At 36.6% G+C, this 26,679-nt stretch carries 32 protein-coding genes, 1 pseudogene and 2 riboswitches; of the genes and pseudogenes, 14 read left to right on the forward strand and 19 right to left on the reverse strand.

Features of this window, described 5'->3' with window-relative positions:
* The first annotated feature begins 3 nt into the window (after positions 1–3).
* Positions 4–1,863: a transglycosylase domain-containing protein gene (locus tag MHB55_RS14615; RefSeq protein ID WP_340863482.1), complete on the forward strand. Its 1,860-nt coding sequence runs from the start codon at positions 4–6 to the stop codon at positions 1,861–1,863.
* Between the two features lie 172 nt (positions 1,864–2,035).
* On the opposite strand, the gene MHB55_RS14620 is transcribed toward MHB55_RS14615, so the two are convergent.
* On the reverse strand, positions 2,036–2,623 hold the full coding sequence (locus tag MHB55_RS14620) for a TetR/AcrR family transcriptional regulator (RefSeq protein ID WP_154310229.1): 588 nt from the start codon (positions 2,621–2,623) through the stop codon (positions 2,036–2,038).
* A 134-nt stretch (positions 2,624–2,757) separates the two neighbouring features.
* A complete protein-coding gene (locus MHB55_RS14625) occupies positions 2,758–3,318 on the reverse strand; it encodes a DUF5366 family protein (protein ID WP_151113351.1) in 561 nt (186 codons plus the stop codon).
* A gap of 300 nt (positions 3,319–3,618) precedes the next feature.
* On the opposite strand from MHB55_RS14625, the gene MHB55_RS14630 reads away from it, so the two are divergent.
* Genes MHB55_RS14630 through mnhG form a run of 7 tightly spaced genes read left to right on the forward strand, consistent with a single transcriptional unit; the run spans position 3,619 to position 9,398 of the window.
* Positions 3,619–6,051 (forward strand): Na+/H+ antiporter subunit A, encoded by a 2,433-nt coding sequence (locus MHB55_RS14630; RefSeq protein ID WP_340863483.1) that lies wholly within the window; start codon positions 3,619–3,621, stop codon positions 6,049–6,051.
* Complete coding sequence (locus tag MHB55_RS14635; protein WP_144538615.1) at positions 6,038–6,460, forward strand: Na(+)/H(+) antiporter subunit B; 423 nt, start codon at positions 6,038–6,040, stop codon at positions 6,458–6,460. Before MHB55_RS14630 ends, MHB55_RS14635 begins: the two co-directional genes overlap by 14 nt.
* Positions 6,460–6,801 (forward strand): Na(+)/H(+) antiporter subunit C, encoded by a 342-nt coding sequence (locus MHB55_RS14640; RefSeq protein WP_144538616.1) that lies wholly within the window; start codon positions 6,460–6,462, stop codon positions 6,799–6,801. Before MHB55_RS14635 ends, MHB55_RS14640 begins: the two co-directional genes overlap by 1 nt.
* Before the next feature lie 22 nt (positions 6,802–6,823).
* Complete coding sequence (locus MHB55_RS14645) at positions 6,824–8,284, forward strand: Na+/H+ antiporter subunit D (protein WP_427660517.1); 1,461 nt, start codon at positions 6,824–6,826, stop codon at positions 8,282–8,284.
* A 1-nt stretch (position 8,285) separates the two neighbouring features.
* The gene (locus tag MHB55_RS14650; protein WP_144538618.1) at positions 8,286–8,765 is read left to right on the forward strand and encodes a Na+/H+ antiporter subunit E; all 480 of its coding nucleotides are present in this window, start codon (positions 8,286–8,288) and stop codon (positions 8,763–8,765) included.
* Positions 8,762–9,043: a Na(+)/H(+) antiporter subunit F1 gene (locus MHB55_RS14655; protein WP_144538619.1), complete on the forward strand. Its 282-nt coding sequence runs from the start codon at positions 8,762–8,764 to the stop codon at positions 9,041–9,043. The genes MHB55_RS14650 and MHB55_RS14655 overlap by 4 nt, the downstream gene beginning before the upstream one ends.
* Positions 9,027–9,398 (forward strand): monovalent cation/H(+) antiporter subunit G, encoded by a 372-nt coding sequence (gene mnhG / locus MHB55_RS14660; RefSeq protein WP_151113345.1) that lies wholly within the window; start codon positions 9,027–9,029, stop codon positions 9,396–9,398. Before MHB55_RS14655 ends, mnhG begins: the two co-directional genes overlap by 17 nt.
* A gap of 599 nt (positions 9,399–9,997) precedes the next feature.
* Here mnhG and MHB55_RS14665 read toward each other — a convergent pair.
* Positions 9,998–10,246, reverse strand: a complete 249-nt coding sequence (locus tag MHB55_RS14665) for a hypothetical protein (protein ID WP_144538621.1) — start codon at positions 10,244–10,246, stop codon at positions 9,998–10,000.
* A 59-nt stretch (positions 10,247–10,305) separates the two neighbouring features.
* Positions 10,306–11,808 carry a leucyl aminopeptidase gene (locus tag MHB55_RS14670; protein ID WP_340863485.1) on the reverse strand — a complete coding sequence of 501 codons (1,503 nt, stop codon included), beginning with the start codon at positions 11,806–11,808 and terminating at the stop codon, positions 10,306–10,308.
* 123 nt (positions 11,809–11,931) lie between these two features.
* Between MHB55_RS14670 and MHB55_RS14675 the strand changes: the two genes are divergently transcribed.
* Entirely contained in the window at positions 11,932–12,408 is a 477-nt protein-coding gene (locus MHB55_RS14675; protein WP_144539156.1) for a divergent PAP2 family protein, read from the forward strand.
* Between the two features lie 190 nt (positions 12,409–12,598).
* On the opposite strand, the gene MHB55_RS14680 is transcribed toward MHB55_RS14675, so the two are convergent.
* The 6 genes from MHB55_RS14680 to MHB55_RS14705 all read right to left on the reverse strand — a co-directional run bounded on the left by MHB55_RS14680 (position 12,599) and on the right by MHB55_RS14705 (position 16,849).
* Positions 12,599–13,009 carry a hypothetical protein gene (locus MHB55_RS14680; protein ID WP_144538623.1) on the reverse strand — a complete coding sequence of 137 codons (411 nt, stop codon included), beginning with the start codon at positions 13,007–13,009 and terminating at the stop codon, positions 12,599–12,601.
* A 164-nt stretch (positions 13,010–13,173) separates the two neighbouring features.
* Positions 13,174–13,503: a YuiB family protein gene (locus MHB55_RS14685; protein WP_144538624.1), complete on the reverse strand. Its 330-nt coding sequence runs from the start codon at positions 13,501–13,503 to the stop codon at positions 13,174–13,176.
* Positions 13,504–13,581: 78 nt separating this feature from the next.
* The gene (locus MHB55_RS14690) at positions 13,582–13,719 is read right to left on the reverse strand and encodes a YuiA family protein (RefSeq protein ID WP_186318169.1); all 138 of its coding nucleotides are present in this window, start codon (positions 13,717–13,719) and stop codon (positions 13,582–13,584) included.
* Between the two features lie 251 nt (positions 13,720–13,970).
* Complete coding sequence (locus MHB55_RS14695) at positions 13,971–14,474, reverse strand: NUDIX domain-containing protein (protein WP_404814916.1); 504 nt, start codon at positions 14,472–14,474, stop codon at positions 13,971–13,973.
* A gap of 86 nt (positions 14,475–14,560) precedes the next feature.
* Positions 14,561–15,772, reverse strand: a complete 1,212-nt coding sequence (locus tag MHB55_RS14700; protein ID WP_144538626.1) for an NAD(P)/FAD-dependent oxidoreductase — start codon at positions 15,770–15,772, stop codon at positions 14,561–14,563.
* A 714-nt stretch (positions 15,773–16,486) separates the two neighbouring features.
* Positions 16,487–16,849: an iron-sulfur cluster assembly accessory protein gene (locus tag MHB55_RS14705; protein WP_144538627.1), complete on the reverse strand. Its 363-nt coding sequence runs from the start codon at positions 16,847–16,849 to the stop codon at positions 16,487–16,489.
* 137 nt (positions 16,850–16,986) lie between these two features.
* Here MHB55_RS14705 and MHB55_RS14710 point away from each other — a divergent pair, with 137 nt between their 5' ends.
* A complete protein-coding gene (locus tag MHB55_RS14710; protein WP_144538628.1) occupies positions 16,987–17,658 on the forward strand; it encodes a DUF2225 domain-containing protein in 672 nt (223 codons plus the stop codon).
* Between the two features lie 44 nt (positions 17,659–17,702).
* On the opposite strand, the gene MHB55_RS14715 is transcribed toward MHB55_RS14710, so the two are convergent.
* Complete coding sequence (locus tag MHB55_RS14715) at positions 17,703–17,936, reverse strand: NifU family protein (protein WP_144538629.1); 234 nt, start codon at positions 17,934–17,936, stop codon at positions 17,703–17,705.
* A gap of 356 nt (positions 17,937–18,292) precedes the next feature.
* On the opposite strand from MHB55_RS14715, the gene MHB55_RS14720 reads away from it, so the two are divergent.
* On the forward strand, positions 18,293–18,832 hold the full coding sequence (locus MHB55_RS14720) for a hypothetical protein (RefSeq protein WP_144538630.1): 540 nt from the start codon (positions 18,293–18,295) through the stop codon (positions 18,830–18,832).
* A gap of 287 nt (positions 18,833–19,119) precedes the next feature.
* Here MHB55_RS14720 and ribH read toward each other — a convergent pair whose 3' ends face one another.
* The 3 genes and pseudogenes from ribH to ribE all read right to left on the reverse strand — a co-directional run bounded on the left by ribH (position 19,120) and on the right by ribE (position 20,860).
* The gene (gene ribH, locus MHB55_RS14725; protein ID WP_154310218.1) at positions 19,120–19,584 is read right to left on the reverse strand and encodes a 6,7-dimethyl-8-ribityllumazine synthase; all 465 of its coding nucleotides are present in this window, start codon (positions 19,582–19,584) and stop codon (positions 19,120–19,122) included.
* Between the two features lie 41 nt (positions 19,585–19,625).
* Positions 19,626–20,210 (reverse strand): annotated as a pseudogene (gene ribB / locus MHB55_RS14730) (3,4-dihydroxy-2-butanone-4-phosphate synthase); the annotation flags it as partial.
* 14 nt (positions 20,211–20,224) lie between these two features.
* A complete protein-coding gene (gene ribE / locus MHB55_RS14735; protein WP_154310216.1) occupies positions 20,225–20,860 on the reverse strand; it encodes a riboflavin synthase in 636 nt (211 codons plus the stop codon).
* A 123-nt stretch (positions 20,861–20,983) separates the two neighbouring features.
* Positions 20,984–21,121, reverse strand: a riboswitch (FMN riboswitch).
* A gap of 103 nt (positions 21,122–21,224) precedes the next feature.
* Positions 21,225–21,362, reverse strand: a riboswitch (FMN riboswitch).
* Between the two features lie 258 nt (positions 21,363–21,620).
* Between ribE and MHB55_RS14740 the strand changes: the two genes are divergently transcribed.
* On the forward strand, positions 21,621–21,947 hold the full coding sequence (locus MHB55_RS14740) for a YuzD family protein (RefSeq protein WP_154310214.1): 327 nt from the start codon (positions 21,621–21,623) through the stop codon (positions 21,945–21,947).
* A 132-nt stretch (positions 21,948–22,079) separates the two neighbouring features.
* Here MHB55_RS14740 and MHB55_RS14745 read toward each other — a convergent pair whose 3' ends face one another.
* A complete protein-coding gene (locus tag MHB55_RS14745; protein WP_144538635.1) occupies positions 22,080–23,147 on the reverse strand; it encodes an NAD(P)/FAD-dependent oxidoreductase in 1,068 nt (355 codons plus the stop codon).
* A gap of 128 nt (positions 23,148–23,275) precedes the next feature.
* Here MHB55_RS14745 and MHB55_RS14750 point away from each other — a divergent pair, with 128 nt between their 5' ends.
* The gene (locus MHB55_RS14750; protein ID WP_144538636.1) at positions 23,276–23,512 is read left to right on the forward strand and encodes a YuzB family protein; all 237 of its coding nucleotides are present in this window, start codon (positions 23,276–23,278) and stop codon (positions 23,510–23,512) included.
* Between the two features lie 198 nt (positions 23,513–23,710).
* Here the strand turns inward: MHB55_RS14750 and MHB55_RS14755 are convergent, their stop codons facing one another.
* Together MHB55_RS14755 and MHB55_RS14760 are read right to left on the reverse strand one after the other, a co-directional pair.
* The gene (locus tag MHB55_RS14755; RefSeq protein WP_154310212.1) at positions 23,711–24,475 is read right to left on the reverse strand and encodes a TIGR01457 family HAD-type hydrolase; all 765 of its coding nucleotides are present in this window, start codon (positions 24,473–24,475) and stop codon (positions 23,711–23,713) included.
* Complete coding sequence (locus MHB55_RS14760; RefSeq protein ID WP_144538638.1) at positions 24,462–24,923, reverse strand: DUF86 domain-containing protein; 462 nt, start codon at positions 24,921–24,923, stop codon at positions 24,462–24,464. Before MHB55_RS14760 ends, MHB55_RS14755 begins: the two co-directional genes overlap by 14 nt.
* Positions 24,924–25,008: 85 nt before the next feature.
* Between MHB55_RS14760 and MHB55_RS14765 the strand changes: the two genes are divergently transcribed.
* Positions 25,009–25,275 carry a DUF3055 domain-containing protein gene (locus tag MHB55_RS14765; RefSeq protein ID WP_144538639.1) on the forward strand — a complete coding sequence of 89 codons (267 nt, stop codon included), beginning with the start codon at positions 25,009–25,011 and terminating at the stop codon, positions 25,273–25,275.
* A 47-nt stretch (positions 25,276–25,322) separates the two neighbouring features.
* On the opposite strand, the gene MHB55_RS14770 is transcribed toward MHB55_RS14765, so the two are convergent.
* The gene (locus MHB55_RS14770; RefSeq protein ID WP_144538640.1) at positions 25,323–25,664 is read right to left on the reverse strand and encodes a YutD family protein; all 342 of its coding nucleotides are present in this window, start codon (positions 25,662–25,664) and stop codon (positions 25,323–25,325) included.
* Between the two features lie 14 nt (positions 25,665–25,678).
* Positions 25,679–26,614 carry a lipoyl synthase gene (gene lipA, locus MHB55_RS14775; RefSeq protein ID WP_144538641.1) on the reverse strand — a complete coding sequence of 312 codons (936 nt, stop codon included), beginning with the start codon at positions 26,612–26,614 and terminating at the stop codon, positions 25,679–25,681.
* Positions 26,615–26,679: the final 65 nt, after the last annotated feature.

A 26,679-nucleotide genomic window follows, 5' to 3' on the forward strand; every position in this document is an offset into this window, starting at 1 on the left:
ATTATGCGACAAGGTACTGGATTTATTATCATATTATTATGCTTTCCTCTCCTTTGGATTTTATATTCCTTTATCCATACTGAGGTGCTTTCAGCTGCTTCTTTTAATGATGACTTAGAACATTCTATTCAGCTTTCTAACCCTACAATAACTTCTCCAGTTGTCCTCTTAGATAAACAAGGTGAAATATTTTCTGAGGACTATGTGGAATGGAGAGAACCGATAGAGTTAGAAACTATTCCTCTATTTGTTCAGGAGCTATTTATACAGAGTGAGGATGTAGAATTTTATAATCATATTGGCTTTAATTTTACCGCAATCTTCCGAGCAGTTTTTGCAAATGCTTCTTCTCAGGAACGAGAACAAGGAGCTAGCACCATCACTCAGCAGCTAGTCCGCCTACGCTACTTGTCTACTGAAAAAACATATGAAAGAAAGCTAACAGAGTTGCTATATGCACATGAAATGGAAAAACAAACTACTAAAGAAGAAATACTAACTAATTATTTAAATGAGATTTACTTCAGCAACCAGGTATATGGAATTGGGGCAGCTGCCACCTTCTACTTCGGCCGCCCAATAGAAGAATTGAGGGAATCAGAGCTTGCCTTTATCAGTGCTATCCCGAATAATCCAACCATTTATAATCCACTCACTAACTTTGAAGCTACTAAAAAGAGACAAGAGCTTCTAATAGATGTCATGGTCAAAAATGGACGGCTCACTGCCGAGAATGGAGAAAAAATAAAGAAGGAATCAATTGTTCTTTCGACGAAGTTAAAAAAACAACTATACCCTGCCTATAGCACGTTTGTTTTACATGAGCTTGAAAACCTTATAGCACACAACGAGGGATTTAAAGAAAGAATCGCTAACTCACAAAATGAACAGCAAAGGCAATACCTAGAAAGTGAATTAAAAACCCGTGTCAATGAAGTAATCGCTGGAGGGATAACAATCTCTACAGCTTTGGATCAATCTAAACAAGATTATGATGAACGTTACATTAATAGTCTTTTAAGCAAAACTCCAGAATTACAAGCTGCGTCTGTAGTGATTAACAATGAATCTAGAGAAATTGTAAGTGTATATGGAGGTAAGGATTATAGGAAAATGGATTTTCATCGCGCCTATCAGGCAGTTCGACAACCGGGCTCTGCCTTTAAGCCCTTGCTAGTATACGCTCCATTATTTGAGACAACTACTTATACTCCTGCCAACTCTATTAATGCAGGTAAGTTATGTATTGGATCCTATTGCCCACAAAATTACGGAGGAGTAGTATATGGAGATGTGACGATTCAAGATGCATTTCGTTTAAGCCATAATACCCCTGCTGTAAGATTATTGGATAAGGTCGGTATTGAAAATGCTTTTGCAAGGTTATCTCCTTTTCAATTTGAATATATACAAAAAGAGGATTATACGTATTCTGCCGCACTAGGAGGATTAACACATGGCGTTACGATAGCAGAAATGGCAGATGCTTATACAAGCTTCATCAACGGAACATATAAACCAGTGCATTCAATAAGAAAAGTTGAAGACAAGCAAGGAAATGTTCTGTATCGATGGGATGAGGATTTTCAAGAAGCTTGGTCGTATAAGACAGCCCAAACGATGAGAGGTTTACTTCAACAGGTGGTCACAAACGGGACTGGAAAAGGAATTCATATTAACTCTTCGTACGTGGGAGCTAAGACAGGCACTACAAATGAATATTATGATTATTGGCTAGCCGGCCTTACAGACACTTATACCTCTGCAGTATGGATTGGATACGATAAACCTAAAAACATGAAATCTATAGAGTCTAACAAAATCCATCATCGTATTTTTAATCAAATTATGAAAACAGATTGAGCTGGGATTTAAGTAGTTTCGTAACACGTAAAAAGAAAAATTGCGACATGCAATTTCACTTTTTGCGTGTTATTTTTGAATTCATCGCCATCGCTCCGTACAATGGCTAGGAAATAGTTTACGAAAAACGAAGCCCTGAATTCTCTAAGGGAGTTTTGTTGTCCCTACCTAGTCAGATCATTTTGATAAACTTCAATATTTTCCTGTATAAATGTGCGAGTTCTTCAGGCGTTTCACGTTCGTTTTGAGAGAGCCAATGCTCAACCAGTCCTAAAATGGATGATGAAGCAAACGCCGAAAGATAATCTGTTGGAATAGAAGAATCTATGGAGGATAAATCAGTAGCGTAATAGTTATCTTCAAACTGTTCGATAAAGAAGCTTTTTAAGCGAAGATGAAAGCCCGACGTATTGTTTTTAGATAATAGAACAATAAATTGTTCTTTGTACATTTCAATGTATCTAAATACCTCCATAGAAAAACCAGCGACCTCTAATAGTTGTTCCTTCTCCAGGCTGTCTTTTTTATTAATATTCGCAATATGTACTCGAAGCCCATCAAGAAGCTCAATCTCGACTTTTTCTAATAAATCATATTTATCGAGATAATGTAGATAGAAGGTTCCACGGTTAATGGAAGCATTAACTGTTATGTCTTTAATCGATATTTTCACAAATTCTTTCTCTTTAAGTAACTTGAGAAATACATCTTGAATTTTCTTCTTTGTACGAGAATTCATCTCATCAAAAACGTTTCCCACCTTCCATTCACCCCTCTCATATATTTTCTAGTATTTCTCTAATATACTGCACCCCGAAAGCTAATATTAAGCTTCTACTAGCTAAATGACTGTCTATAGCTTGCACATCTTGTAATCTCCTGTGAGTTAATAGGCTATAGGAAAGGCAGACTCGCGATAATTCCGTTATACAGTTTGATGACTACATATATGACTAAAGCTAAGAATAAGCTCCATACGATAATTTCAAACATGATTAGTCCTAATGTTCCTATCATGGACATAGAGTTGCTTAGTTTGAATACAACATAAATAAAATAAATAAAAGCAGTAGCTAAAAATATAAGAAGAAGAATTTTAATTGATTGGAAGCCTACTGCTGAAATGATAGCACCTGCAAAAAAAATGACATACCCACCGCGCGCTTGTGCCATTGTTTTTCCTTCAAAATCCTTAGAAAAGAATAGCATTCCTAATTCGTGAATAGTTTCTGCAATCAATTTTAATGCAGAAAAGAGCATGAAATAAATAAGGGCAAAAATAATTAGCACAAATAATCTTATCTCAAAATCAGAAAGAAACTCTTTCATCCCGCTATACACGCCAATGACTTTAAACAGATCGATTGCTTTAAACATTGTATACGTGGAAAAGCTCAAGCTAAATAAAATAATGGTTATCAATGGCAAAAAGCCAAATACATAAGGGTTTTTCATGATCGTTCCTCTAATCTTGATAAATTTGATTCTATAGTTCATATCGGAGTAAATTGGCCTTTTACAAGAGTCTATCATATAGATTTAACTTTTAACGCTAGTTACTAATAATTGATTTATAAATCTTGGCATAAATAAGCCTAACTTTTACTTTTTGGAGGACAAATTTAAGCACCCCTTTATTTGATTAAAAATGCATTTACTTATATATAGGAAGGAAGTGATAAGCCATGCAAACACATATTATTTGGGGTATAATTTTATTATATACTTAAATATATTGTCGGAAGGAGGATCCCTATGTCCATGTTTTTTGCAATATTCTTGCCTATTATTTTAGCTGTTTTTATACCTTTTTTGTATAAAAGAGCAAAAAGTATCCATACTGGATGGTTTGTCTTGATTGCCCCTGTTCTTTTGGTAATCTTTTATGCAATGTATATCCCATCGGTAATGGATGGAGAAACTTTTATTAACGAAATGCCTTGGATTCCATCACTTGATATTTCACTCGTCTCGTACATAGATGGCCTTAGCTTACTTTTTTCGTTATTAATAACCGGGATAGGATCTCTAGTCGTTCTTTACTCTATCTTCTATTTAGATAAGGATAAAGAAAAGCTAGGTAACTTTTACGTATACTTATTAATTTTTATGACTGCCATGTTGGGAGTTGTACAATCTGACCACTTAATCGGACTGTATTTCTTTTGGGAGTTAACTTCCATTTCATCATTCTTGCTCATTGGTTACTGGTATACGCGAGATCGTTCGCGTTTTGGTGCATTGAAGTCAATGATGATTACCGTCTTTGGTGGCTTAATGATGCTTGGTGGATTCTTATTATTAGGAATTATAGGGGAAAGCTTCTCCATTCGTGAGTTAATCGCACAAGCATCCTCTATTGCAGAGCACGACTTGTTCATATGGGCGTTAGTATTGGTACTTCTAGGGGCCTTTACAAAATCTGCTCAGTTTCCCTTCTACATTTGGCTACCCGATGCGATGGAAGCTCCAACACCTGTTAGCGCATATTTACATTCAGCAACTATGGTTAAAGCAGGACTATATTTAGTCGCAAGATTTACACCAATCTTTGCATTATCCGAGGTCTGGGTGTGGCTAGTAACAGGAGTCGGTATTCTCACTTTGTTCTGGGGATCTTTCTTCGCAGTAAAACAAACAGATTTGAAAGCAATTTTAGCCTTTTCAACGGTCAGCCAGCTTGGTTTGATCATGTCACTGCTTGGAATTGGTTCTATCGCCTATCATGTTACAGGCGATTTAGTGTCAACATATACAATTGCAACTTTTGCGGCAATATTCCATCTCCTAAACCATGCAACCTTTAAAGGTAGTTTGTTTATGGTTGCTGGGATAGTTGATCATGAAACTGGTACACGAGATATCCGCAAGCTCGGTGGGTTAATGAGTTTAATGCCTATTAGCTTTACAATCGCAATGATCGGCAGTTTATCGATGGCTGGCGTACCGCTATTCAATGGCTTTTTGAGCAAAGAAATGTTTTTAGAAGCCACACTTTCCTTACAGCATTTTAACCTCTATGCAATGGATACTTGGTGGATTTTAATACCAGTAGTTGCATGGATTGCAAGCGTATTTACATTTGTATATAGCTTGTACTTTGTCTTACATACATTCCGAGGAAAGCACAAACCCGAGCTGCTTCCTAAAAAAGCACATGAAGCTCCAATTGGAATGCTCGTTTCACCAGGTATATTAGCAACATTAGTCATAGTTATTTTCTTTATACCAAATGTTTTTGGTAGTACTTTTATAAAGCCGGCAGTAGCTGCTATTCATCCAGGAGCCTATGCACTTCCTTCTGAGATAGGAGTTAAGATAAAAGCATGGCATGGATTTGATTCGCCCGCTCTATATATGACGTTAGGAATTTTCCTAGTCGGCTATCTTCTATATAAAACATTGCCAAAATGGAGTGTAGGTTATGAGAAGATGCCAGCTAAAGTTTCATTGAACGGTATTTATGATTGGTTAATGATGCTTTCAGAAGGTGGAGCTAATAGCGTTTCTTCTCTTTACATGAAGGGTTCTATTCGTTCTTACTTAATCTACATGTTCTCAGCTATTATCTTCCTGCTTGCTAGCACCATGTGGGTTAAGGATGCCTTTGTAATAGACTTTGATAATTTAGCACCTATCAAGTTCTTTGAAATACTTTTATCACTCATTGTTATTATTGGGACGATTACGATCCTAGTTACAAAATCCCGCCTTACAGCAATCATTGCTTTAGGAGCTGTAGGATATACTGTGGCTTTGTTCTACATCATTTTTAAAGCGCCTGATCTAGCTTTAACTCAGTTAGTAATAGAAACAGTTTCGGTTGCTCTATTCCTTGGAGCTTTTTATCACCTGCCAAAACTAAATAAGCACGAAAAAGGCAAGGAAGACCGTAAATTCCGTTTAACTAACTTTATCATTGCACTAGGTGTTGGAGTGATGGTTACATTAATAGCTATTTCCTCCCACTCTCAAAAATTAGTAACATCTATCTCTCAATACTATAAAGATACTGTTTACACAGAAGCTGGCGGTGGAAATATTGTAAACGTTATCTTAGTTGATTATCGTGGATTTGATACTTTATTTGAAATCAGTGTACTAACTATTGCTTCTCTAGGCATCATAGGAATGATCACACTACGACTTGCTAAAAAGAAAGGAGATAGAAAAGTTGAAAACAAATGATTTAATTATTCAAACGACAACGAAAGTAGTCTTTTTCATCATCTTTCTATTCTCCATTCATATTTTTTTCGCAGGTCATTATACACCAGGAGGAGGATTTGTTGGTGGCCTATTAATGTCAAGTGCAATCGTCCTTCTTTTACTTGCATTCGATTTAAAAACAGTACAAGATATGCTACCTATAAACTATACGGTTGTAACAGCAATCGGGCTTATAATATCTTTAGCAACTGCAGCCGGGTCTATCTTTTTTAATGTTCCTTTCTTTACCCACGTATATGATTATTTCAATCTTCCCTTGTTAGGGAAAACGTCTATCCATACTGCAATGTTTTTTGATACCGGCGTATATCTTGTTGTAGTGGGAGTAACAATGACAATTATTCAAATGATAGGAGGAGATGAATAATGGAAATTATGATGTCCATTTTAATCGGCTTTCTATTTATGGCTGCAGTCTATTTAATCCTCTCTCGCAGCTTGCTTAGGATTATTATTGGAACGGGCTTACTGAGTCATGGGACACATTTGCTCCTACTAACCATGGGTGGACTTGGGGGAAAATCTGCTCCCGTATTAGCTGACGGAGTGACAGATTATGTCGATCCACTACCACAGGCTCTAATTTTAACCGCCATAGTTATTAGCTTTGGCGTAACGGCATTTTCACTTGTACTTGCCTATCGTACCTATAAAGAAGTCGGTACAGATAATATGGAACTTATGAAAGGAACTGAAGACAATGATTAACTTATTATTATTCCCAGTCCTCATCCCTTTCTTATTCGCTGCGGTTCTTTTATTATTTCCCAAGAAATTAAAAGCACAGCGAATAGTTACTATTATTGGATTGTTGTTAGCACTAGCATCTGCCTTTACATTGCTGTACAAAGTAAAGATAGATGGTGTACAAACCCTTACACTCGGGAGCTGGGCACCTCCATTTGGAATCACAATGGTTTCAGATATGTTCTCAGCGTTACTAGTAACTTCATCTCTAATCATTGCTCTATTTGTTGTATGGTATAGCTTTTCTTACATGGATGAAGCTAGAGAAAAATCATTTTACTATCCAGCTATTCTATTTATGTTAACAGGAGTCAATGGTGCTTTTACAACGGGAGATATATTTAACTTATTTGTATTTTTTGAAGTATTATTAATGTCTTCCTATGTATTGATTGTTTTAGGTGGAGAAAGAATACAATTAAAAGAATCTATTAAATACATAATAGTCAATATTGTCTCTTCATCCCTATTTGTAATTACAGTAGGATACTTGTATTCAGTAGTTGGAACATTAAATATGGCCGATATCTCAGTTAAATTGGCCGAGCTTGGTGAGGTAGGAATTGTAACTGTAATTGCTGTGTTGTTTTTAATTGTTTTTGGTATTAAGGGTGGTATTTTTCCTCTCTTCTTCTGGTTACCAGGTTCTTATGCAGCACCCCCAGTTCCAATACTAGCCCTGTTCGGTGCACTTCTCACTAAAGTTGGAGTGTATGCGATTATGCGGACATACACGTTATTCTTTACTACAGATGTAGGTTTCACGCATGAGTTGCTTATGATTCTCGCGATAATTACCATCGTCGTTGGGTGTATTGGCGCGTTGGCTTACTTTGATTTAAAACAAATTATTATTTATAACATCGTCATTGCAGTAGGAGTTATATTATTCGGTGCTTCTGTAATGAATGAAAATGGAATGATGGGTTCTGTATTTTATTTGATTCATGATATTTTGATAAAGGGAGCATTGTTCTTACTTATCGGTATTGTCATTAAAATTACAGGCACCTCCGATTTACGTAAAATGGGAGGTCTGATGAAAAAGTATCCTGTTTTAGCCTGGAGTTATTTGATTGCAGCATTTGGATTAGCTGGTATTCCACCCTTAAGTGGCTTCATCGGTAAAATGCTAATCGTACAAGGGGGCTTTGAAGGTGAATTACTCTGGCAGAGTGTTTTTATATTAGCTTCGAGTCTAATTGTCCTACTTTCGGCAATTCGAATTTTCATCTATGCTTTCTGGGGTGAGCCAAAAGGTGAATCTACTCTTTTAGGACCTAAATCATATCGACGACTGTTAACACCTACTATCGTTTTGGTAGCCATAACAGTATTCTATGGTGTTGGAGCAGAATTCTTAGTCCCATTTATGACGGATGCTTCTGATTTGTTGCTAGATCCTTCTATTTACGTCGATGCTGTATTTGAAGGGGTGAAATAATATGGCGTTTCAAATTTTGTTAAATGTTTTCATTGCTCTGACCTGGATGTTTTTATCGGTATCCTTTAAGCCTACTACCTTCATCGTGGGATATCTGCTAGGCTTACTAATGCTTTTCATACTAAGAAAATCCTTTAAATCACGGTTTTATATGGATCGAGTATGGGCGGTTATAAAATTGGCTGTCTTATTTTTAAAGGAGCTAATACTTTCTAACTTCTCGGTATTAAAGTTAATCGTAAAGCCTGAAATGCCCATCCGTCCTGCCATATTTGCCTTGGAAACGGTTTTAACCGAGGACTGGGAAATAACGTTGTTATCCAGCCTTATAACATTAACACCTGGTACGGTAGTTATTGATGTTTCGGATGACAATAAAACGTTATATATTCATTCTATTGAGTTTAGTAATATTGACGAAGCGGTTAACTCCATACGCGATACTTTTGAGAAAGCAATTTTGGAGGTGAGTAGATCATGATAACTTTTTTATGGGTGATTGTCGTGTTAATAAGCGCCGCTTTACTAGGCTTCTTATACCGACTTGTAAAGGGTCCGACTACTCCCGATCGCGTAATAGCCTTAGATGCAATTGGAGTGGGTCTAATCTCTTTAATTGGTCTAATATCAATTCTGTTTGACACTCCATTCTTCTTAGAGGTCATTCTATTGTTAGCTGTTCTTTCCTTTATAGGAACAGTAGCGTTTTCTAAATTCACGGAGAAGGGAGAAATCATTCAACGTGACCGTAATAGCTAATATATTTATCGTAGGTACTATTTCCTTTGGAACTATTTTTATCTTGGTTACTGCAATTGGCTTGTTCCGACTACCAGACGTCTATACAAGAGCACATGCAGCTTCCAAGAGTGCTACACTTGGGGTTATGAGCATTTTAATAGGTGTGTTTCTTCACTTTTGGTTAATCGAGGGGACGTTTAATTCTCGTATTTTGCTTGGCATTCTGTTTCTTTTCATCACTGGACCTGTAGGTGGACACATGATGGGAAGAGCTGCCTATTACTCTGGTGTGGAATGCTGCGACCTCACAGTTCGAGATGATTTAGAAGAGGTAGTGGAAGAAAAAAGAAAGAACATGAAAATCAAAGTTTGATGCTAATTTACTTTAGTGTGTAGGCAGAGTGTTTTATCACTTTGTCTACACTTTTTTATTGGAAAAACTAATATCAAATGTCATTCGTACTTAAAATAACTGACACATTAGACAGGATTGCGTTTTTCAAAAGTAAATGGTTAGTTTTCTTCACTTACAATGAAAGGAATGAAGTACGATTAGGTCAAATAAAAAATTAGGTAAACATCTCAATATAAAAATTAATAATCGCAAAGTGAAAATTCTAAATTACAAAAGAAGCAGTCATTTTGACGAATATAAAAATCAAGAGATATTTACCATTGAATTAATAACGAAAATTTATAATGAAGTGCTAGATAACAAAGCTGTAAAAATAGAACTCAATGAAAAAGAAATTATAAATGCTGAATGGATATTATGTTTTAGACAGCCAAATATATATAGATTTACTTATAAGATAATTAATACAATATCGGTGAATAAATCAAACGGGGAATGCCAAAAAAATTGCATTCGATATTCTTCAGAAGAAAAATCAATATCAAAATTTAACAGAACCAAATTTTAAAAAAGCTATTACCTTCCCTGATATATCAAGGAATGGCAATAGCTCTTTTTTAGTAGTACGGGTAATACGGTGTAAAATTGTTGTAGTAAGGATACGGTTGGTATGGATATGGCTGATAAGGATAAGGTTGTCTGGCACCAAAGCCAACAATGGAAGAACCTAAAAGACCTCCTACAAAGCCTCCTAATAATGGCGCTCCAAAACCACCGAAACCTCCACCAAATCCACCATAGCCTCCATAGCCTCCTGGGCCACCCGGACCTCTACCTCCATAACCACCGCGTTGATATCTAGGCATAATGTTCCTCCTTTCAACACAGTGTATGCTATATGGGATAAGTGTCCTGTGCGTATACCCTACTCTTCTTCAGCCATTCTTTCGATAAGAGTAGCCAATGTTCGTACCATTACACCGGTACCACCTTTTGGTCCGAAATCATAGGCAGATTTAGAGTCAGATGTTCCAGCTATGTCTAAGTGAATCCATGGTGTTTCCTCCACGAACTCTCCAACAAAACCGCCTCCAAATATCATATGACCATCTCCTCCAGGAGAATTATTCAAGTCAGCCACATCACTCTTGCGGATACGTTTTTTATCGTTTTCTGTTAAAGGTAATCTCCATACAAACTCGCCAGTTTCTAAAGAGGATTCCATAAAGGTTTCAAAAAACTCCTCGTCATTTGTAAGTGCACCTGTCTTGTCATATCCAAGAGCTGTAATAACGCCACCTGTTAAAGTAGCAACGTCTACGATATAGTTAGCTCCTTGTTGTTTTGCATAAGTAACCGCATCTGCTAGAACAAGACGGCCTTCTGCATCCGTGTTTAAAATTTCAATTGTTTTTCCACTCATCGAAGTGATTACGTCATCAGGCTTGAAGGCATTACCAGAAATCATATTGTCTGTGGAAGGTATAACTGCAATAACATTTTTATTTGGACGAAGCTCTCCAATAATTTGCATTGCTCCTAATACTGCTGCAGCACCTCCCATATCGCCCTTCATCCCAACGATACCTGCCTTCGTTTTGAGAGAGTAACCACCTGTATCAAAAGTAATTCCTTTACCAACAAGTGCCACTACATCATCCCAGTTTTCTGTTGCCTGATATTTCAAAGCGATTAATCGTGGTTCTTCAACAGATCCTTGATTTACTGCAAGTAATGCTCCCATCCCAAGTTCTTCTATTTCTTTCTTACCTAAAATTTCTGTTTCAAAGCCATATGTTTCTCCAAGCTCTCTTGCATACTCACCTAGCTGTGTAGAAGTTAATACGTTTCCTGGTGTGTTTACTAAAATTCTTGCTTCATTTACTGCATCTGCATAAATACTTCCTACCTCAAAATAAGTAGCAGCTTCGTCCGGATCAGTGTCAGTTAATAGCTCGATGGCAGGTAAATAGTAATCAGGGACATTAGAGGATGTTTTGTAGCCTTCATAAACGAATGCACCCATTCCAATTCCTTCGGCTGCTAAATACGCTACATCGGCTTCTGTAGCTGTTTCTGATGTAAATGATGGTATCCAAACTGCTAAAGACTCTGGCTTACTCGAAAGAAGTTCTTTGCCTACTAAGCCAAATGCCTCACGAATGTTCTCTTGAGTTAACTTTTTGCGGTCACCAAGCCCGACAAAAAGAATTCTTTTTACAGTTTCCTGATTAGCAACTGGTACTTTTACTATTTTTTTTAAATCTGATGAAATGTCTCCGCTTTTTACCCATTCTAGGATGTGGTCTCCAAAAGCATTTAACAATGCATCCCACTTCTCTGTGTTTTCAGGATGCTTTGGAATGCCCACCACTAGTGTTTCTGATTGCACTTCTTCGAATAATACTTCATTAGTATTTATAATCATTATTTTTCCCCCTAGATAATTTGGATACATTATCATTATATAGCAACAAGTTTGATTTTTCGAATAGTAGTAATATGTTATACTAGTACTAACTAAAGTTTTCCTTGAAAGGCTGTGTCTACTCTGACAATCCTCCAAAATACTCCATTACTAGCTGCTCTATTTTCTATTTTCTTTGCTCAGTTCGTGAAAATACCTATTCATTTTTTGGTCACCAAAAAGGTTGATTGGAAGTTATTTACTTCTACTGGTGGAATGCCTAGTTCCCACTCTGCGGCTGTAACTTCTCTTTGCACAGCTATTGCTTTTGAGACAGGTTTAGACTCACCTCTCTTTGCAGTTGCTACTGTATTTGCAGTTATAGTGATGTTCGATGCAACTGGTGTCAGATTCCAGGCTGGCCAGCAAGCCATTATTATCAATCAAATGCGTGTAGATTTTCAGGCATTTGTGGATCAGACAAAAGGTTGGGGACAAAAGAAAAGTGAAGAAAAGCTAGAAGAATTAAAAACGTTGCTTGGTCATAAACCAATAGAGGTATTTATGGGTGCCCTAACTGGGATTATGATATCTATCATTATTTACACCGTGATTTTATAGCTTTTTTACAAATTAAGAGTTAAATCAAATGTAGTTTAAATATACATTCCTCTTGCCCACAACTACTGTGCATTATTCTCTAAATAACAGGTACTGTTAAACTTGTTTAGTATTTTATTATCTCTAGAAGCGTATTCGCCTTAAATCGAATGCGCTTCTTGTTTTTTCCTAATTGGACTCTATTTGTTGTTTATCCTTCAACTAATTGATAATAGTATTTTAATTCATCATTGTACTTAGTAATAAGTACATCATTACGTTCTTTAGCTTTAAATATTTCAGTACCAATGGGCAGAATATTTGCTGTAGAATCTTTAAAATCCATTGGATTAGAAGTGTTATACTCAATTTTCCCTACTAAATCACCTTCTGTTAAGACAAGTTCGTTAACCCACTCAATATTCGTACTATAGATTATACTATCCCACTGAAAAATATCAGCTTTTGAATCAATTTCCAGAATTTCTTGTGCAGTAGGATTACCAATGGTTACTTCTGTTGTAGTGTTTTGGTCTATTGAACTGTTGCTTGATTCATCCGAGCATCCCCATAACAATAGATTCCCTAGCATCATTACTGTTATAATCACATACTTTTTCAATACCACCCCTCCTTTTCTAATACATTAGTCGATTGATACTTAATATTCGTTTCTTTTTCCCATACCTTTCTATACAGTTACCGTGAGGCTAAGTATGTACTTCGGAATTATGCATATGCTTTTTCTTACCAATAAAAAAAAGATGGCTATAAGGCCATCCCTTTTTAGAACATTTGATATCCACTTTTCCGAAGCATTTTAATAACGATCCCCGCAATAATTGCTCCTACAAAACCACTTGTTAAAATTACGATATCTGCCATATGCAAAGAAACAAACTTATCTCCAAGAGCAGAGAATGAAGAACCCGGGTTAGTGAAATAATCAAAGAACCCTACCTCATCAATGATAAATACCACAATTAGTGGATATAAAATAGCCACAAACCAGGACATTCTTAGTAACATATTTAATAAGAAGGCGATTCCAAAAAACATAACTAGAAAAATTAGTACTGAAAGAATCATCTGTGTAATTGTAAAATTCATAATCATATACCTCCGTAGTATCTCTAAATAGTTTACCTTAACGGAGGCATGGATTCAATGTACTTGTTTCTTTTCACATTTTTGTCAAATAATCTTCTTATTACTTTTTCCAGAGCCATTACAGCAGCCACACGTTTCTGATCCACCAAGTCTAAGTTGGAAATATCCTTCACCTTTACAATAAGGACAAGACTTTGCAGTTTCTGTTTTAAATTTAATCATATAATACGCCTCCTTGAATATTTATTTTAATATTCAGATAATATATCACGGATTAATATATTTGTAAATAAAAAACAAAATATATTTGATACGTGTTTTAAAAGTGCTTAAGTATAGAAAAATAGACTGTCTTATGAAAAATGCTTTGTTTCATAAGACTTTTTATCGAAGTTCTATAAGCTAACCACTATTAGTAGAGCTAGTCACAGTTGAATTTTTAATGACATGAATTTAGTCTATTTATGTTCGGATTATTTTATGAATAATTTATAGCTAGTATACCCAAATATGTCTCCAGGATTTATCCCTTCGATAGTTGGAAAGCCAATTTCTAAAGACGCAGCTGCTAATTCATGCAGCATTACAGAAGCGTTCTCATCTTCCAGTAAATCACTTGGAAGTATCCATTTGGCCTCATATAGCTCAGAAAGCTGCACTTGAATAATCGGTTCCTCTTCAATTGGTTTAAGAAGAAAAATGGCCATATTATCACTGATTTTTCCCTGTAAGACCCCACTTCTAAAACCGATCATATTTTTAACTGTACAATCTACCGCAGTTTCTTCCTTAACTTCACGTACGGCAGCCTGTTCAATTGTTTCATCACCATTTACAAAGCCTGCAGGTAAAGACCATCTTCCTTCTAAGCCACCATATCGTTTTTTAACAACTAGCCATTCACCCTTGTTGTTTAAAACTAATCCTGCAGCTCCCAACCAGACATTTCCTCGTTTATCCTTCGACAAATAATCCATCTCCTTCAACAAAAGCATACTTACCTTTTATACTTTAAAAAAGCTCCCACTGAGAGTTACAGTGGGAGCCATTTATTGTTTTTCTTTTATAATTTAAATTTACCTTTTTTAAGCACTAATGGAACTCCACCGATCATGAAAAGAGCACGGTTATCAATAACCTTTTTCATGATGGATGCTTTAGTACCAGTAAGTTTTCTACCCATTACATCTCCAATTGCATCATGCTCACCAAGAGAACAAACTGTTCCTTTTAGTTCAGGAACAAATTCCTTTGTATTTTCGCCTTTCATAAGGGCTACGATATTTTTAGCAACTGTTACAGCTTGTTGCATAGCAATTTGAGCAGTCGGTGGGTATGGGCGATTTGTTTCTTCATTAATCATTAGAGCACAGTCACCAACGATGAATACGTCTGGGAATCCAGGTGCACGCATATCTTTTTCAACTTTAACGCGAGCACGCATATTTTCGATACCAGAAGTTTCGATTAAGCGGTTTCCACGAACTCCAGCAGCCCATACTACAGTACCAGCTTTGATGAATTCAAATTCTTCTTCGCCTTTTTTAATTTTAACGCCTTCAGGAGTAGCTTCTACTACTGGTGTACCTATAGAGAACTCGATTCCTTTTGCTTCTAATTGACGAACAGCATATTCAACTAGCTCAGGATCAAAACCAGGTAATACCATAGGAGCAGCTTCTACGCAGACAACGCGTACTTTTTCTTTTGGTACATCGTATTCTTCACAAAGCTCAGGAATACGATTACCTAATTCACCTAAAAATTCAATACCAGAGAAGCCAGCTCCTCCTACTACAATAGTTAAACGAGCATCGTCTCTGTTTTCTTCTGTAGACCATGTAGCAAATTGGTATTCGATATGATCACGGATTTGACGAGCAGCATTTACATTTGCAATTGATAGTGCATATTTATCTAAACCAGTGATTCCAAATGTTTCACCTTCAAAGCCTAAACCGATTACTAAATAATCATATGTGTATTCTCCAGCACTTGTTGCTACCTTCTTAGTATTAACATCAATGCCTTCGACAGTTGCTTTTACAAATTGTACCTTGCTTTTATTTATAACTCCTTGAATATCATAACGCACTTGGTCTGGACGTAAAGTTCCAGCTGAAGCCTCATGTAACCAAGTAGACTCGTAGTGATAGTCATTTTTATTTACTAAAATAATATCTGCTTCATCGGTACCTACTAATTTTTGAAGGTTCACTACAGTAGATAATCCACCATAACCTGCACCTAATACTAGAATTGTTGGTCTTTTCACGAAGATCGCAACCACCTTTTTATATTTTTTATGAATCTAATGATACGAATAATTCACAATTAGAAATGGACTTTGTCATTTTTCCGACAAATTTTTCACTACATCCTATTTTAGACCTTTTAGAATAGGATTTCAACACTATTTAACAACATTGCAAACGTGGGAATATACAGACAATTAGCCCATGAGAAAAGCGCAAGCGCCTAGATCTGTCCCGACAAGCAAATGGGGGAAAGCGAGGAGGCAGTTCTTCAGCCACCGCAGCTTTTTCCCATTTGACCTCGAGGGGCAAGGCGCTGGAGCTAGACAACAAGAAAAGCGCAAGCGCCTAGATCTGCTCCGACAAGCAAATGGGGGAAAGCGAGGAGGCAGTTCTTCAGCCACCGCAGCTTTTTCCCATTTAACCTCGAGGGGCAAGGCGCTGGAGCTAGACAACAAGAAAAGCGCAAGCGCCTAGATCTGTCCCGACTAGCAAATGGGGGAAAGCGAGGAGGCAGTTCTTCAGCCACCGCAGCTTTTTCCCATTTGACCTCGAGGGGCAAGGCGCTGGAGCTAGACAACAAGAAAAGCGCAAGCTCCTATATCTGTCCCAACAAGCAAATGGGGGAAAGCGAGAGCAACCAGTTAGATCCTCATTGACTTCCAAACGTAATTTACTTTCTTATCCTTTAAAAAAGAACATTTTCTTAAGTAAGAAAATGTTCTTTCGAATATTTAGCAGCTTTCCGGTGTGCCTTCTTTTTTAGCAGTTCTAAATGATGAACCACAGCCACAGGATGCAATTGCATTAGGGTTATCGATGGTAAAGCCTCCACCCATCAACGATTCTTTGTAATCGATGACTGTACCTTGGAGAATAGAAGCATCTTCACTAGATATAATTATTTCTAAATCATGCTGATGTAAAAATATATCGTCTTCATTTTTCTCTTTTTCAAATCCCATACCGTAAGAAAGACCGCTACATCCGCCACCGTTAACAGATACACGGAGAAGTGAACCTTCTTCCTCGTTGTGAACCATCATCTCTTTGACGCGGTAAGCTGCCGCTTCAGACAAATTAACTACTTCTGTCATCTGAATCACATTCCTTCCTTATTTATATAATATCAATTTAATCACAATCTATACAAGGAAAACTACTTAAGTTACCTCGCTTTCGAAATATTTTTACAGTATAATAAAACCAAGAACGAGAATAAGGAGAAGATAAAATGGAAATACCTCCATATTACCAAAAAGATATCGAATGCTTACACTGTAAAAACAAATTTAAATCAACTAAGATACGTTCAAAATTTATAAAAGTCGAATCTCATGAAACAGACTTTCAACCAATATATCAAAATAAAGATATCAACCCGCTATTATATAATGTATTTGTCTGTGAGCATTGTGGCTTTTCATTTACCGATGACTTCACCAAGTATTTTGCACCTGGACTTAAAGAAATCATTAAAGAAAAAATATCGACTAATTGGATACCACGTTCCTATGGAGACGTCCGAACGATACAAGACGGGATTACTACATATAAATTAGGCATACTGTGTGGAACGTTAAAAAAAGAAAAATTTGTCTCTATTGCTGGCTTAGCACTTCGTACTGCTTGGCTCTACCGCATAATGGAAAACAAAGAAGATGAAAATAGATTTCTAGAAATAGCCAGAGATCGTTATTCAGACTCCTATTCTAGCGAAGATTACAATGGAACTCAAATGTCCGAGACACGAATTATATATATGATAGCAGAGCTTTCTAGACGAATAGGTGACCGAGAATTAGCTACACGTTATTTTTCCAAAGTAATCGAAAAACAAAGTACCTCTATAGAACCCAAGCTAATTGAAATGGCAAAAGAGCGTTGGCAGGAAATGCGAGGGTGAAAAAAAGAAGCCTCATTCAGGCTTCTTTTTTATATGTGTTGTCATTAAAATACTTGTTCTACTTCTACTATTCCAGGTACTTCCTCTAATAAAGCGCGTTCAATACCAGCTTTTAACGTGATAGTAGAACTTGGGCAGCTCCCGCATGCTCCTAAAAGGCGTAATTTTACAATACCGTCTTCAACGTCAACAAGCTCGCAGTCTCCGCCGTCACGTAGTAAGAATGGACGCAATTTATCTAAAACTTCTTGTACTTGTTCGTTAATTGTATCAGTCATATATGTCGACTCCTTTCGCTATAATCATTATAGAATAATTGTTGGTTAAATGGAAGTGTTTACTCCCCACAAAACACACCGTGATAAGAGTGTTCCCTAAGATTCATAAAATATTATTTACCCTGTTTTATTCTTAAATACAAATCATTTTTACGATGATTTGTATATAGACTATTTACTTAATATTAATAATAAATAGCTAGAATCGTGTTACTTCAGGCTTTTATTCCCCAATATATCTTTCCAAAATAAATTTATTTTAAATTCTAGTCTATTAGACTAGCTTCCTCTACTAAAAGTTCATATGTTACAGTATGCCATTTGTTGGCAAATAAACTTCGAGGAGGTGTTTTTTTATGGTTTTAACCTTACAAGCATTTACAACTCCAGCAAATACTCAAGTCATTGCTGATACAGCTGCTTTACCAGGTACTCTTCCAACACCAGCAGTACCAACCGCACCAGCTATGTTGTCTCCTTTAATTGATGGCAGCAGCGCTTATATCTGGTCACCGAATACAGCATCCAACCAAACGGTTACATTCCAAAGCATTTTCGACATTGGAACTTTACCAATTCTAGGACTTGCTTTGCCACTTAGCGCGTTTTATGCGTATGCAGGTAACGAGACTGTCTCAGTAACTGCAACTTTAGAGGTAGTAAATCTTTTAGGAATTGTTATAGCAACTATTCCTTTATTTACCGATGCTAACTCTGGTAGCTCTCAGGACGTAGCAATTGCATCAGGAGATGCTCTTTTAGCAGTTGGTTTATTAGGAAATACAGGTCGTATTGTCATCAATGCTACTGTTACTTCCCCAACAGTAATAGGATATTCTGCAAATCCCGGCAGATATCTTGGACAACTTACCGTTCGTAGTCTTATAGCTGTTTAACAGCAGCTCCTCTTAAGGATGGCGTCTATACAATTTACAAGTTTCCCTCAATCTAGTAAATAACTTAGGCTAATTCACTGAAAACGTAAGCATCTCTGTACATGTACAAATAAACCAGTACATGTTTCAGAGGTGCTTTAAATATACTATTGGAAAAGCGAGAATAGGTAATTCTCAATAAGAATTGCTTAAAGATTTGTCGGTTAATTTCATAAATAGCACTTTGCCAGTATCCACAGCCAACCAATTATATTTTATTCAATGTCACGTGTATCGATTCTCTTTTCTTAAAATAAACGATTTAAATTCGCCATTTCAATTGCAGAAACCGCACTGTCATAGCCTTTGTTTCCAGCTTTTGTTCCTGCACGTTCAATTGCTTGTTCAATATTTTCCGTTGTCACTATACCAAAAATAACAGGTATACCCGTATCTAGGCCTGCTTTTGCAATGCCTTTTGCTGCTTCATTACATACATAGTCATAGTGCGTAGTAGATCCACGTATTACAGTACCTAAGCCGATTATTGCATCGTAGTTTTTCGTATTTGCCATTTTCTTTGCGATAAATGGTACTTCAAATGCTCCTGGCACCCAAGCGATATCAATATTTCCTTCCTCAACTCCGTGACGTTTTAAACCGTCTAGTGCACCGCTTAATAATTTGTCATTAATAAACTCATTAAATCTTCCTACTACAATTCCTATTTTTAAATCTGTACCGACTAGCTGTGCCTCAAAAATTTGTCCCATGCTCATTCTCCTTTTACGTAAGCTTTATAATTCGCTTCTGTGTATTTCACTAAATCTTCTATCGTAATAAACTTCATTTGAAATTTTTCTGCAATTTTTTCAAGTTGTGGCATGCGTGCCATTGTACCGTCCTCGTTCATAATCTCACAAATAACAGCGACTTCTTTTGAACCACATAATTTAGCTAGTTCTACACCTGCTTCTGTATGACCACGACGCTCTATAACTCCCCCTTTTTTTGCGATAAGAGGGAATACATGTCCTGGACGGTTTAAATCTGTTGCTACAGCTTGATTATTTAATAGTGCAAGAATTGTATAAGATCGTTCAAATGCACTAATGCCTGTTGTTGTTGATTTATGATCAATACTAATGGTAAAGGCTGTTTGATGTGAATCCGTGTTCTTATTTACCATTGGGTCTAATGACAATCTTTCTGCAATTTCATTTGAAATGGGTGTGCATATTAAGCCACGACCATGCACTGCCATAAAATTAATGTTTTCAGGTGTTGCATACTCACCTATTACGACAAAATCACCTTCATTTTCTCGATTTTCATCATCGACTACAATGATGATTTCACCTTGCTTTAATGCAACGATTGCTTCGTCTATAGTATTCATTTCATTCCACTCCTTTAGAATCCGGCTTTTTGTAAGAAATCAACAGTCACTTTTCCTGTATTTTGATTGGCTAGATGCTTTGCTACATACTTGCCAATTAAATCCGTTTCAATATTGACAATTTCTCCAGTCTGTTTTAAGCCAAGCACAGTTTCCTTGAATGTATGTGGTATTAAAGAAACAGTAATTATAGAATCTGTTACATTAAAAATCGTCAGGCTTGTACCATCAATGGTGATTGAGCCCTTCATTAAACAGTTAAAAAGCAATTCTTTTGGCATTGCTAAGTCGATATATACTGCATTGGAAGCTGGTCTCTTTCGAAGAATCGTTGCAACACCATCGACATGTCCAGAAACAATATGACCGCCGAATCTGCCATTTGCAGACATTGCTCTTTCTAAATTCACTGTTGAACCTTTTTTAAGTTGCTGTAAGCTTGTCGATTTAACCGTTTCAGGCATCACATCTGCCACAAACAGATCATTCGTAAACTTTTTAACAGTTAGACACACACCATTTACAGCAATGCTATCGCCAAGCTGTACATCTTCTAAAATTTTGCTAGCTCCAATGGAAATTTCCATCGATTGAGTAAACATATTCATCTGCTGAACAGTCCCTAGCTCCTCAATAATCCCTGTAAACATCTTCCTCACCTCTTTCTCAAAATAAAAAACCCCGAACATTTATTGTCGGAGTTTCGATGAGAGGTAAATTTGGCTTCGTCAAATAAGACTAGTGAATATGTATTTTCAAAAGTCTACTTGCGTTGCTTCCTTCTCCCATCCAGACTATAACTGTCGGCTTTGGACTTGCACCAAATCCTGCACACTAAAAGTGGCTCACGGGCTTAGAGATACAATCTCAACACCGTCGATTGGGAATTTCACCCGACCCCGAAGGAATAATATAAAATTGTTGTAAAATAAAAAAATTCCCAACACGGTTGTGATGGGATGAAAGTGCATAGCAAAAAATACATTTTAAAATTGCCATTTTAAAATGTTTTGCTTACTCCTTCTCCCATCCAGACTATAACTGTCGGCTTTGGACTCGCACCAAATCCTGCACACTAAAAGCGGCTCACGGGCTTAGAGATATAATCTCAACACCGTCGATTGGGAATTTCACCCGACCCCGAAGGAAATTATTCTATTTGATTAGTATTGTATCATAAAAATTCGACGTAGAGGCTTTCTTCGTATTACCACCTTTTAGTTGATTTGCATTCCTGGACTTTCAGACTAACTAAATCAACAACCGTTAGTGCATGAAACAATCATGACTAAAGCTATTATATTTAAACTCTATCATTTAAAGGATATTCGCTTTTTGACAGTATTTCCGTATCCCCTTTATAATATAGATGGGTAAAATAATATATAAGTTAAAGGGGACAAGTATTTTATGGCACAAGAAAAACTCACTGTAGAAATTTACGGTGCCGATATAGTATGTGCAAGCTGTGTGAATGCTCCTTCTTCTAAGGACACGTATGAATGGTTAGAAGCTGCAATTACCAGAAAATTTCCTGATCATCAATTAACATTTTTATATATTGATATAGAAAAGCCAATAGAAGACGAAAAACAACTGTCAATTGCCAATCAAATTGCAAATGATGAGTTTTTCTACCCATTAATAATGATAAACGAGGAAGTTATAGGGGAAGGTTATATTCAGTTAAAGCCTGTATTCTCTGCCCTCGAAAAGTACGGTTATATAGCAGAATAACGTGAAGTATCATTTCAAAAAGTACTCAAATAAGCTTATTAAGTAAAATGCTTTTTCCCAGAGAAAGCATTTTATAAAAAAAATAAAAAGCTTGGGAACGCGTTTAACTCCACGTTTCCAAGCTTTTTTAATTTATCCGTTATGGCGTTTATACATCCAAAGTAAACCTGATTTCATCAATCTTGCAATACGTCCAGTAACAGAGATATCTGCCAAATAAGCAAAGCCTTGCTTTTTACCTAGAGATCCCATAAAGCCTTTAAGCTTAATATCTGGCATTTTTTCTGGTAGTGGCTGACCCTTCCAGCGTGCTTGCAGTACTTTCACAATCTGCTCTGCCTGTTCCTCTGCTAGCTGTGCACTTGGAGCAAACGGCAAGGATGCACAATCACCAACTACAAAGACATTATCGTAACTTGGTAGATCATGATATTGAGTAAGGATGATGCGACCAGTTTTGTCCTTCTCTCCAGGTAAAGCACGAACAGGAGCAGCTGGCTGAATACCGGCTGTCCAAACTACAACATCTACCGGAATTATTTCATCATGATTATATAATTTGTTTGGTTCCACTTTTGTGATATTCGAATTGCTTATCACGTCTACATCATTTGTATCAAACCATTTTTGTACAAAATTACTTAAGCGTTCTGGAAAGTCTCTTAATACTCGAGGACTACGGTCAAATAATTTAATTTTTAGATCTGGTCTACTTTCACGAAGCTCACTCGCAAGCTCGATTCCACTTAGACCTGCCCCCACGATTCCTACAACAGAACCTGCTGGTAATCCACCAATCTTATTGTATGTGTCTCTAGAGCGCCCAATTGTTTGAATGCTATAAGTAAATTCATCTGCCCCTGGAACATTATGATACTTATCTTCGCAGCCAAGTCCAATTACTAAATCATCGTATGGAATTATTTTTTCATCTTGTAAAATTACTTGTTTGTTTTCTACATCAATTTTCTCAATTTCTCCATAAGTAATTTTTAACTTGTCACTCTCTGGAAAAGCCACTCTAATTTCATGATCAGATGATGTGCCTGCTGCCAACGCGTAAAATTCTGTTTTTAAACTATGAAATGGTGTACGGTCTATTAATGTGAGTTCTACATCATCTGGCAAATTATTTGGTAATAGGCGTAGTAATACGCGCATATTCCCATATCCTCCACCTAACAATACTAATTTTCGCATAAATATTCTCCCTTTTGTTTCAATGTCTCCTCAAATTATAAATGATTGTGACACATTTCACAATAAAACTTCACAATTGACCTTTATAAAAAAATAGAGTAGCATGACGATGTAGTGAGGTGACAGCTATGAATCCAATGGTTGAATTTTGTATAAGCAACCTTGCAAATGGTTCACAAGAAGCTTTTGATATATTAGAACAGGATCCTGATTTAGATGTGCTAGAATATGGCTGTCTTAGCTATTGTTCCCTATGTTCCGAAACACTTTTCGCCATAGTGAACGGTGATGTGGTAGAGGGTGAATCTTCCGAAGATCTTGTAGCCAAAATATATAAATACATTGAAGAAAATCCATTATTTTAAAAGGTATCGAGAAGATATTCTCTCGATACCTTTTATATATTTTAATCTATTAAATCAATTTCATACATTCATTCCATAAATAGCATTACTCCATTTATGAGTGAGAAAAAGAAATAAGGTATTCTCTGTTCTAAGCTCAACAGGAATACCTTATTTAATACAGTTATTATATTGTTCTTCCAAACAATGAATGGTGTTTTATTTTATCCAGTCATGTAAAGTTTCTAAAAAATGAGTCGGTTTTTGAAGGAACATTTGAACTTCTTCCGTTCTATTAACTCCAGTATTGACGTGAGCAGTATCAATTCCCATGTGAATGCCGGTTAATATGTCTGTTTGATAATTGTCTCCAATCATCACCATCTCTTCTTTTTTAAACCCATACTTTTTTTGAATAAACTCAAGCATAAACGGTTGCGGCTTTCCAGTAAAAATAGGTTCAACACCTGTAGAATGCTCTACTAATTTGGTGAAGGCTCCATTCCCTGGAAGATAGCCTCTTTCACTTGGGAAAGCGTGGTCGCTATTTGTAGAGATAAACGCCGCTCCAGCCCTAATTGACAAACAAGCTTGTGCGAGCTTTTCGTAATTGACTTTATGGTCTATTCCCATGACAACCACCTCTGCTAAGTCATCCGTTGGCTCAATTCCTACAGAACATAAAGCATCCTCCAAGCCCTTCTCTCCAATCATAAAAACGCTTTTTGCAGGATAATGCTCGGCAATGTAATTAGCAGCTGCAATCGATGAAGAGATAATTTGCTCCTCAGTAGTATGTATGTCCATCTTCGCTAGCTTCGCTTGTAGCTGCTTTTGAGTCATAGAAGAGTTATTAGTAACGAAAAAAGGTTCAATCCCATTGTTTTGCAAATAATGTACAAAATCTACAGATTCCTGAATTGGTGTTAGTCCCTTATATACAGTTCCATCTAAATCTAAAAAGTATCCTTTATAGGCGGACATCGGAGTCCTCCGGTAAAAATGCTGAAACTGGCCCAAGCTCATTAATTAAATAATTTTCTACTCTTTCTGGAAACAGTTGTAAATAAGGGAGATTCTTCACTAGAACACTTTCTAATTGCTTATGGTCTACGGAAAAGAAATGTCTCACAAGCTCTTTTCTCATTTCAATAACAGCTTTTAAAGGCGCATCCATCTCAGCTGTAATTACTTTTTCATCAGTCAAAATATCAATTATGTCATCATAGCCACCTGGATCCCTCATAATGAAGCCATCAATCATTGAGTTACCTACATCTATAATGGACTCAATCATATTTTGTCCCACTCGCTCTAATGCAAGTTTCGTTATATTATTTTCATTCCAATCTTTTTTACTATCTATTAAGTCAAGCAATTCTCTCATATGCTTCAATGTCATTGCAATACTTTTACGGTCCACAAAATACATTGCACAGCCTCCTAATTCTTGGTCAGTTGATATATAGTTCTATTCTATAGTACCATAATTCATAGGTAAGGAAGGAGTGTCAAGGGTGGAACGATTTTTCTTGTATGATGACGTCGAAGATACAAAAACAAGATTCGTTGGATTTACTGGAGAAAGCCAGCGATATGATTTAGCAATTGTCCAGAGTTCTCGATTTTTCGGTAAGGTACTTGTGATGGACATTCAATACAATCGATCAGCTATTATTGGGTCGGATGATGTGGAAGAACCTGGCTACTTAGAGCATGTTTTTAATAGATCTGAAGCTGAAGCAACGGAGCTAAGAGATTATCTAAGAGAATTACTGAGCTAAAGTGGAATATTGTATAGATTTTTATAAAAAGAAAAACCTTGAGCAGATCATAATTGATCTTGCTCAAGGTTTTCTTTCTTATCTTTTACTAGTTCGAGTGGGACCGTTTTTGGTGCTACCCCTGTTTTTTTAACAATAAAGTAAGCACACCCAAAGTTACAATACTCGTATAAGTAATCCTTCATAGTGCTAATTTTCGTATCAAATGTTGCTTTATGATTTCGATCCTCGAAAAAGCCCTTTAGACGAAGCTGACCGTAGCCCCAGTCGCCCATTATATAATCATACTTCGTTAAAATCTCACTATAACGCTCTATAAATGCTTCTTCTTTAAAAGCCTCTCGAAAATCCTCAATCACTTCATAAGTGAAACCTTCAGCAATAATCATTCGCTCACCATCCATTAGCTATTTTGAATAGCTAGTAATTCCTCACCTTGCAGTTGTCGTTGCTTCGCTGCTGCATTTACCTGTTCATCCGCATGATAACTACTTCTAACTAGTGGTCCTGCCTCACAATGAGAGAAGCCCTTGCTCATGGCAATTTTACGTAATTCTCCAAACTCAGCTGGTGAATAATATTTTTGTACTTTAAGATGTTTTTTTGTTGGTTGTAAGTATTGGCCAATAGTCATGATATCTACATCGTGAGCACGTAAATCATCCATAACCTCTATAATTTCTTCAAATGTTTCCCCTAGACCTAGCATTAACGAAGACTTCGTAGGAATAGTCGGTTGCATTTCCTTAGCACGTTTTAATAACTCTAAAGATCGGTCATATTGAGCACGCGCTCTAACTCTTGGAGTTAAACGTCGTACTGTTTCAATATTATGATTTAGAATATCCGGCTTAGCATCCATTATATTACGAATGTTTTGCTCAATACCACCCATATCTGAGGGCAATACTTCAATAGTTGTAAAAGGATTTTTTCGACGAATTGCTCGAATTGTCTCTGCAAAGACCTCCGAACCACCATCCTTTAAATCATCACGGGCTACCGCTGTTACAACTACGTGTTTTAGATTCATAATGACAACTGAATCTGCTACTCGCTCTGGTTCTGCCAAGTCTAACTCGTTAGGAAGACCTGTCTTTACAGCACAAAAACGACAAGCTCTTGTACACACAGCTCCTAAAATCATGAATGTCGCAGTACGTCGCGATCCCCAGCATTCATGAATGTTTGGACATCTTGCTTCTTCACAAACTGTATTTAAATTATTTTCACGCATTAATTTTTTTAAGCCTTTATAATCCTCATTGGTATTTAACTTTATTTTTAGCCAGTCAGGCTTGCGTTCATGCTGTTCTTTTGGTGGTTTACACGCTGTCACGATTCCATACCCCATTCCCATTAATCTGACTTTACTGATGTCAATGTACCATATTATTAGAATTC

Origin of the sequence: Psychrobacillus sp. FSL K6-1267, assembly GCF_038003265.1 — a bacterium.
GTDB classification, from domain to species: Bacteria; Bacillota; Bacilli; order Bacillales_A; family Planococcaceae; genus Psychrobacillus; species Psychrobacillus faecigallinarum.

What these genes read in the sequence shown, in the direction of transcription:
- MHB55_RS14655 (WP_144538619.1), top strand. Translation starts at nt 8,762, where the DNA reads ATGATAACTTTTTTATGGGTGATTGTCGTGTTAATAAGCGCCGCTTTA.
- MHB55_RS14770 (WP_144538640.1), bottom strand. Translation starts at nt 25,664, where the DNA reads ATGATTATTGCTGAAGGTTTCACTTATGAAGTGATTGAGGATTTTCGA.
- ribH (WP_154310218.1), bottom strand. Translation starts at nt 19,584, where the DNA reads ATGGGACAAATTTTTGAGGCACAGCTAGTCGGTACAGATTTAAAAATA.
- MHB55_RS14710 (WP_144538628.1), top strand. Translation starts at nt 16,987, where the DNA reads ATGGAAATACCTCCATATTACCAAAAAGATATCGAATGCTTACACTGT.
- MHB55_RS14630 (WP_340863483.1), top strand. Translation starts at nt 3,619, where the DNA reads ATGTCCATGTTTTTTGCAATATTCTTGCCTATTATTTTAGCTGTTTTT.
- MHB55_RS14745 (WP_144538635.1), bottom strand. Translation starts at nt 23,147, where the DNA reads ATGCGAAAATTAGTATTGTTAGGTGGAGGATATGGGAATATGCGCGTA.
- MHB55_RS14665 (WP_144538621.1), bottom strand. Translation starts at nt 10,246, where the DNA reads ATGCCTAGATATCAACGCGGTGGTTATGGAGGTAGAGGTCCGGGTGGC.
- MHB55_RS14685 (WP_144538624.1), bottom strand. Translation starts at nt 13,503, where the DNA reads ATGATTATGAATTTTACAATTACACAGATGATTCTTTCAGTACTAATT.
- MHB55_RS14615 (WP_340863482.1), top strand. Translation starts at nt 4, where the DNA reads ATGCGACAAGGTACTGGATTTATTATCATATTATTATGCTTTCCTCTC.
- MHB55_RS14750 (WP_144538636.1), top strand. Translation starts at nt 23,276, where the DNA reads ATGAATCCAATGGTTGAATTTTGTATAAGCAACCTTGCAAATGGTTCA.
- MHB55_RS14690 (WP_186318169.1), bottom strand. Translation starts at nt 13,719, where the DNA reads ATGATTAAATTTAAAACAGAAACTGCAAAGTCTTGTCCTTATTGTAAA.
- MHB55_RS14705 (WP_144538627.1), bottom strand. Translation starts at nt 16,849, where the DNA reads ATGACAGAAGTAGTTAATTTGTCTGAAGCGGCAGCTTACCGCGTCAAA.
- MHB55_RS14720 (WP_144538630.1), top strand. Translation starts at nt 18,293, where the DNA reads ATGGTTTTAACCTTACAAGCATTTACAACTCCAGCAAATACTCAAGTC.
- ribE (WP_154310216.1), bottom strand. Translation starts at nt 20,860, where the DNA reads ATGTTTACAGGGATTATTGAGGAGCTAGGGACTGTTCAGCAGATGAAT.
- MHB55_RS14760 (WP_144538638.1), bottom strand. Translation starts at nt 24,923, where the DNA reads ATGTATTTTGTGGACCGTAAAAGTATTGCAATGACATTGAAGCATATG.
- MHB55_RS14650 (WP_144538618.1), top strand. Translation starts at nt 8,286, where the DNA reads ATGGCGTTTCAAATTTTGTTAAATGTTTTCATTGCTCTGACCTGGATG.
- MHB55_RS14715 (WP_144538629.1), bottom strand. Translation starts at nt 17,936, where the DNA reads ATGACTGATACAATTAACGAACAAGTACAAGAAGTTTTAGATAAATTG.
- MHB55_RS14640 (WP_144538616.1), top strand. Translation starts at nt 6,460, where the DNA reads ATGGAAATTATGATGTCCATTTTAATCGGCTTTCTATTTATGGCTGCA.
- MHB55_RS14695 (WP_404814916.1), bottom strand. Translation starts at nt 14,474, where the DNA reads ATGGATTATTTGTCGAAGGATAAACGAGGAAATGTCTGGTTGGGAGCT.
- MHB55_RS14740 (WP_154310214.1), top strand. Translation starts at nt 21,621, where the DNA reads ATGGCACAAGAAAAACTCACTGTAGAAATTTACGGTGCCGATATAGTA.
- MHB55_RS14625 (WP_151113351.1), bottom strand. Translation starts at nt 3,318, where the DNA reads ATGAAAAACCCTTATGTATTTGGCTTTTTGCCATTGATAACCATTATT.
- MHB55_RS14670 (WP_340863485.1), bottom strand. Translation starts at nt 11,808, where the DNA reads ATGATTATAAATACTAATGAAGTATTATTCGAAGAAGTGCAATCAGAA.
- MHB55_RS14755 (WP_154310212.1), bottom strand. Translation starts at nt 24,475, where the DNA reads ATGTCCGCCTATAAAGGATACTTTTTAGATTTAGATGGAACTGTATAT.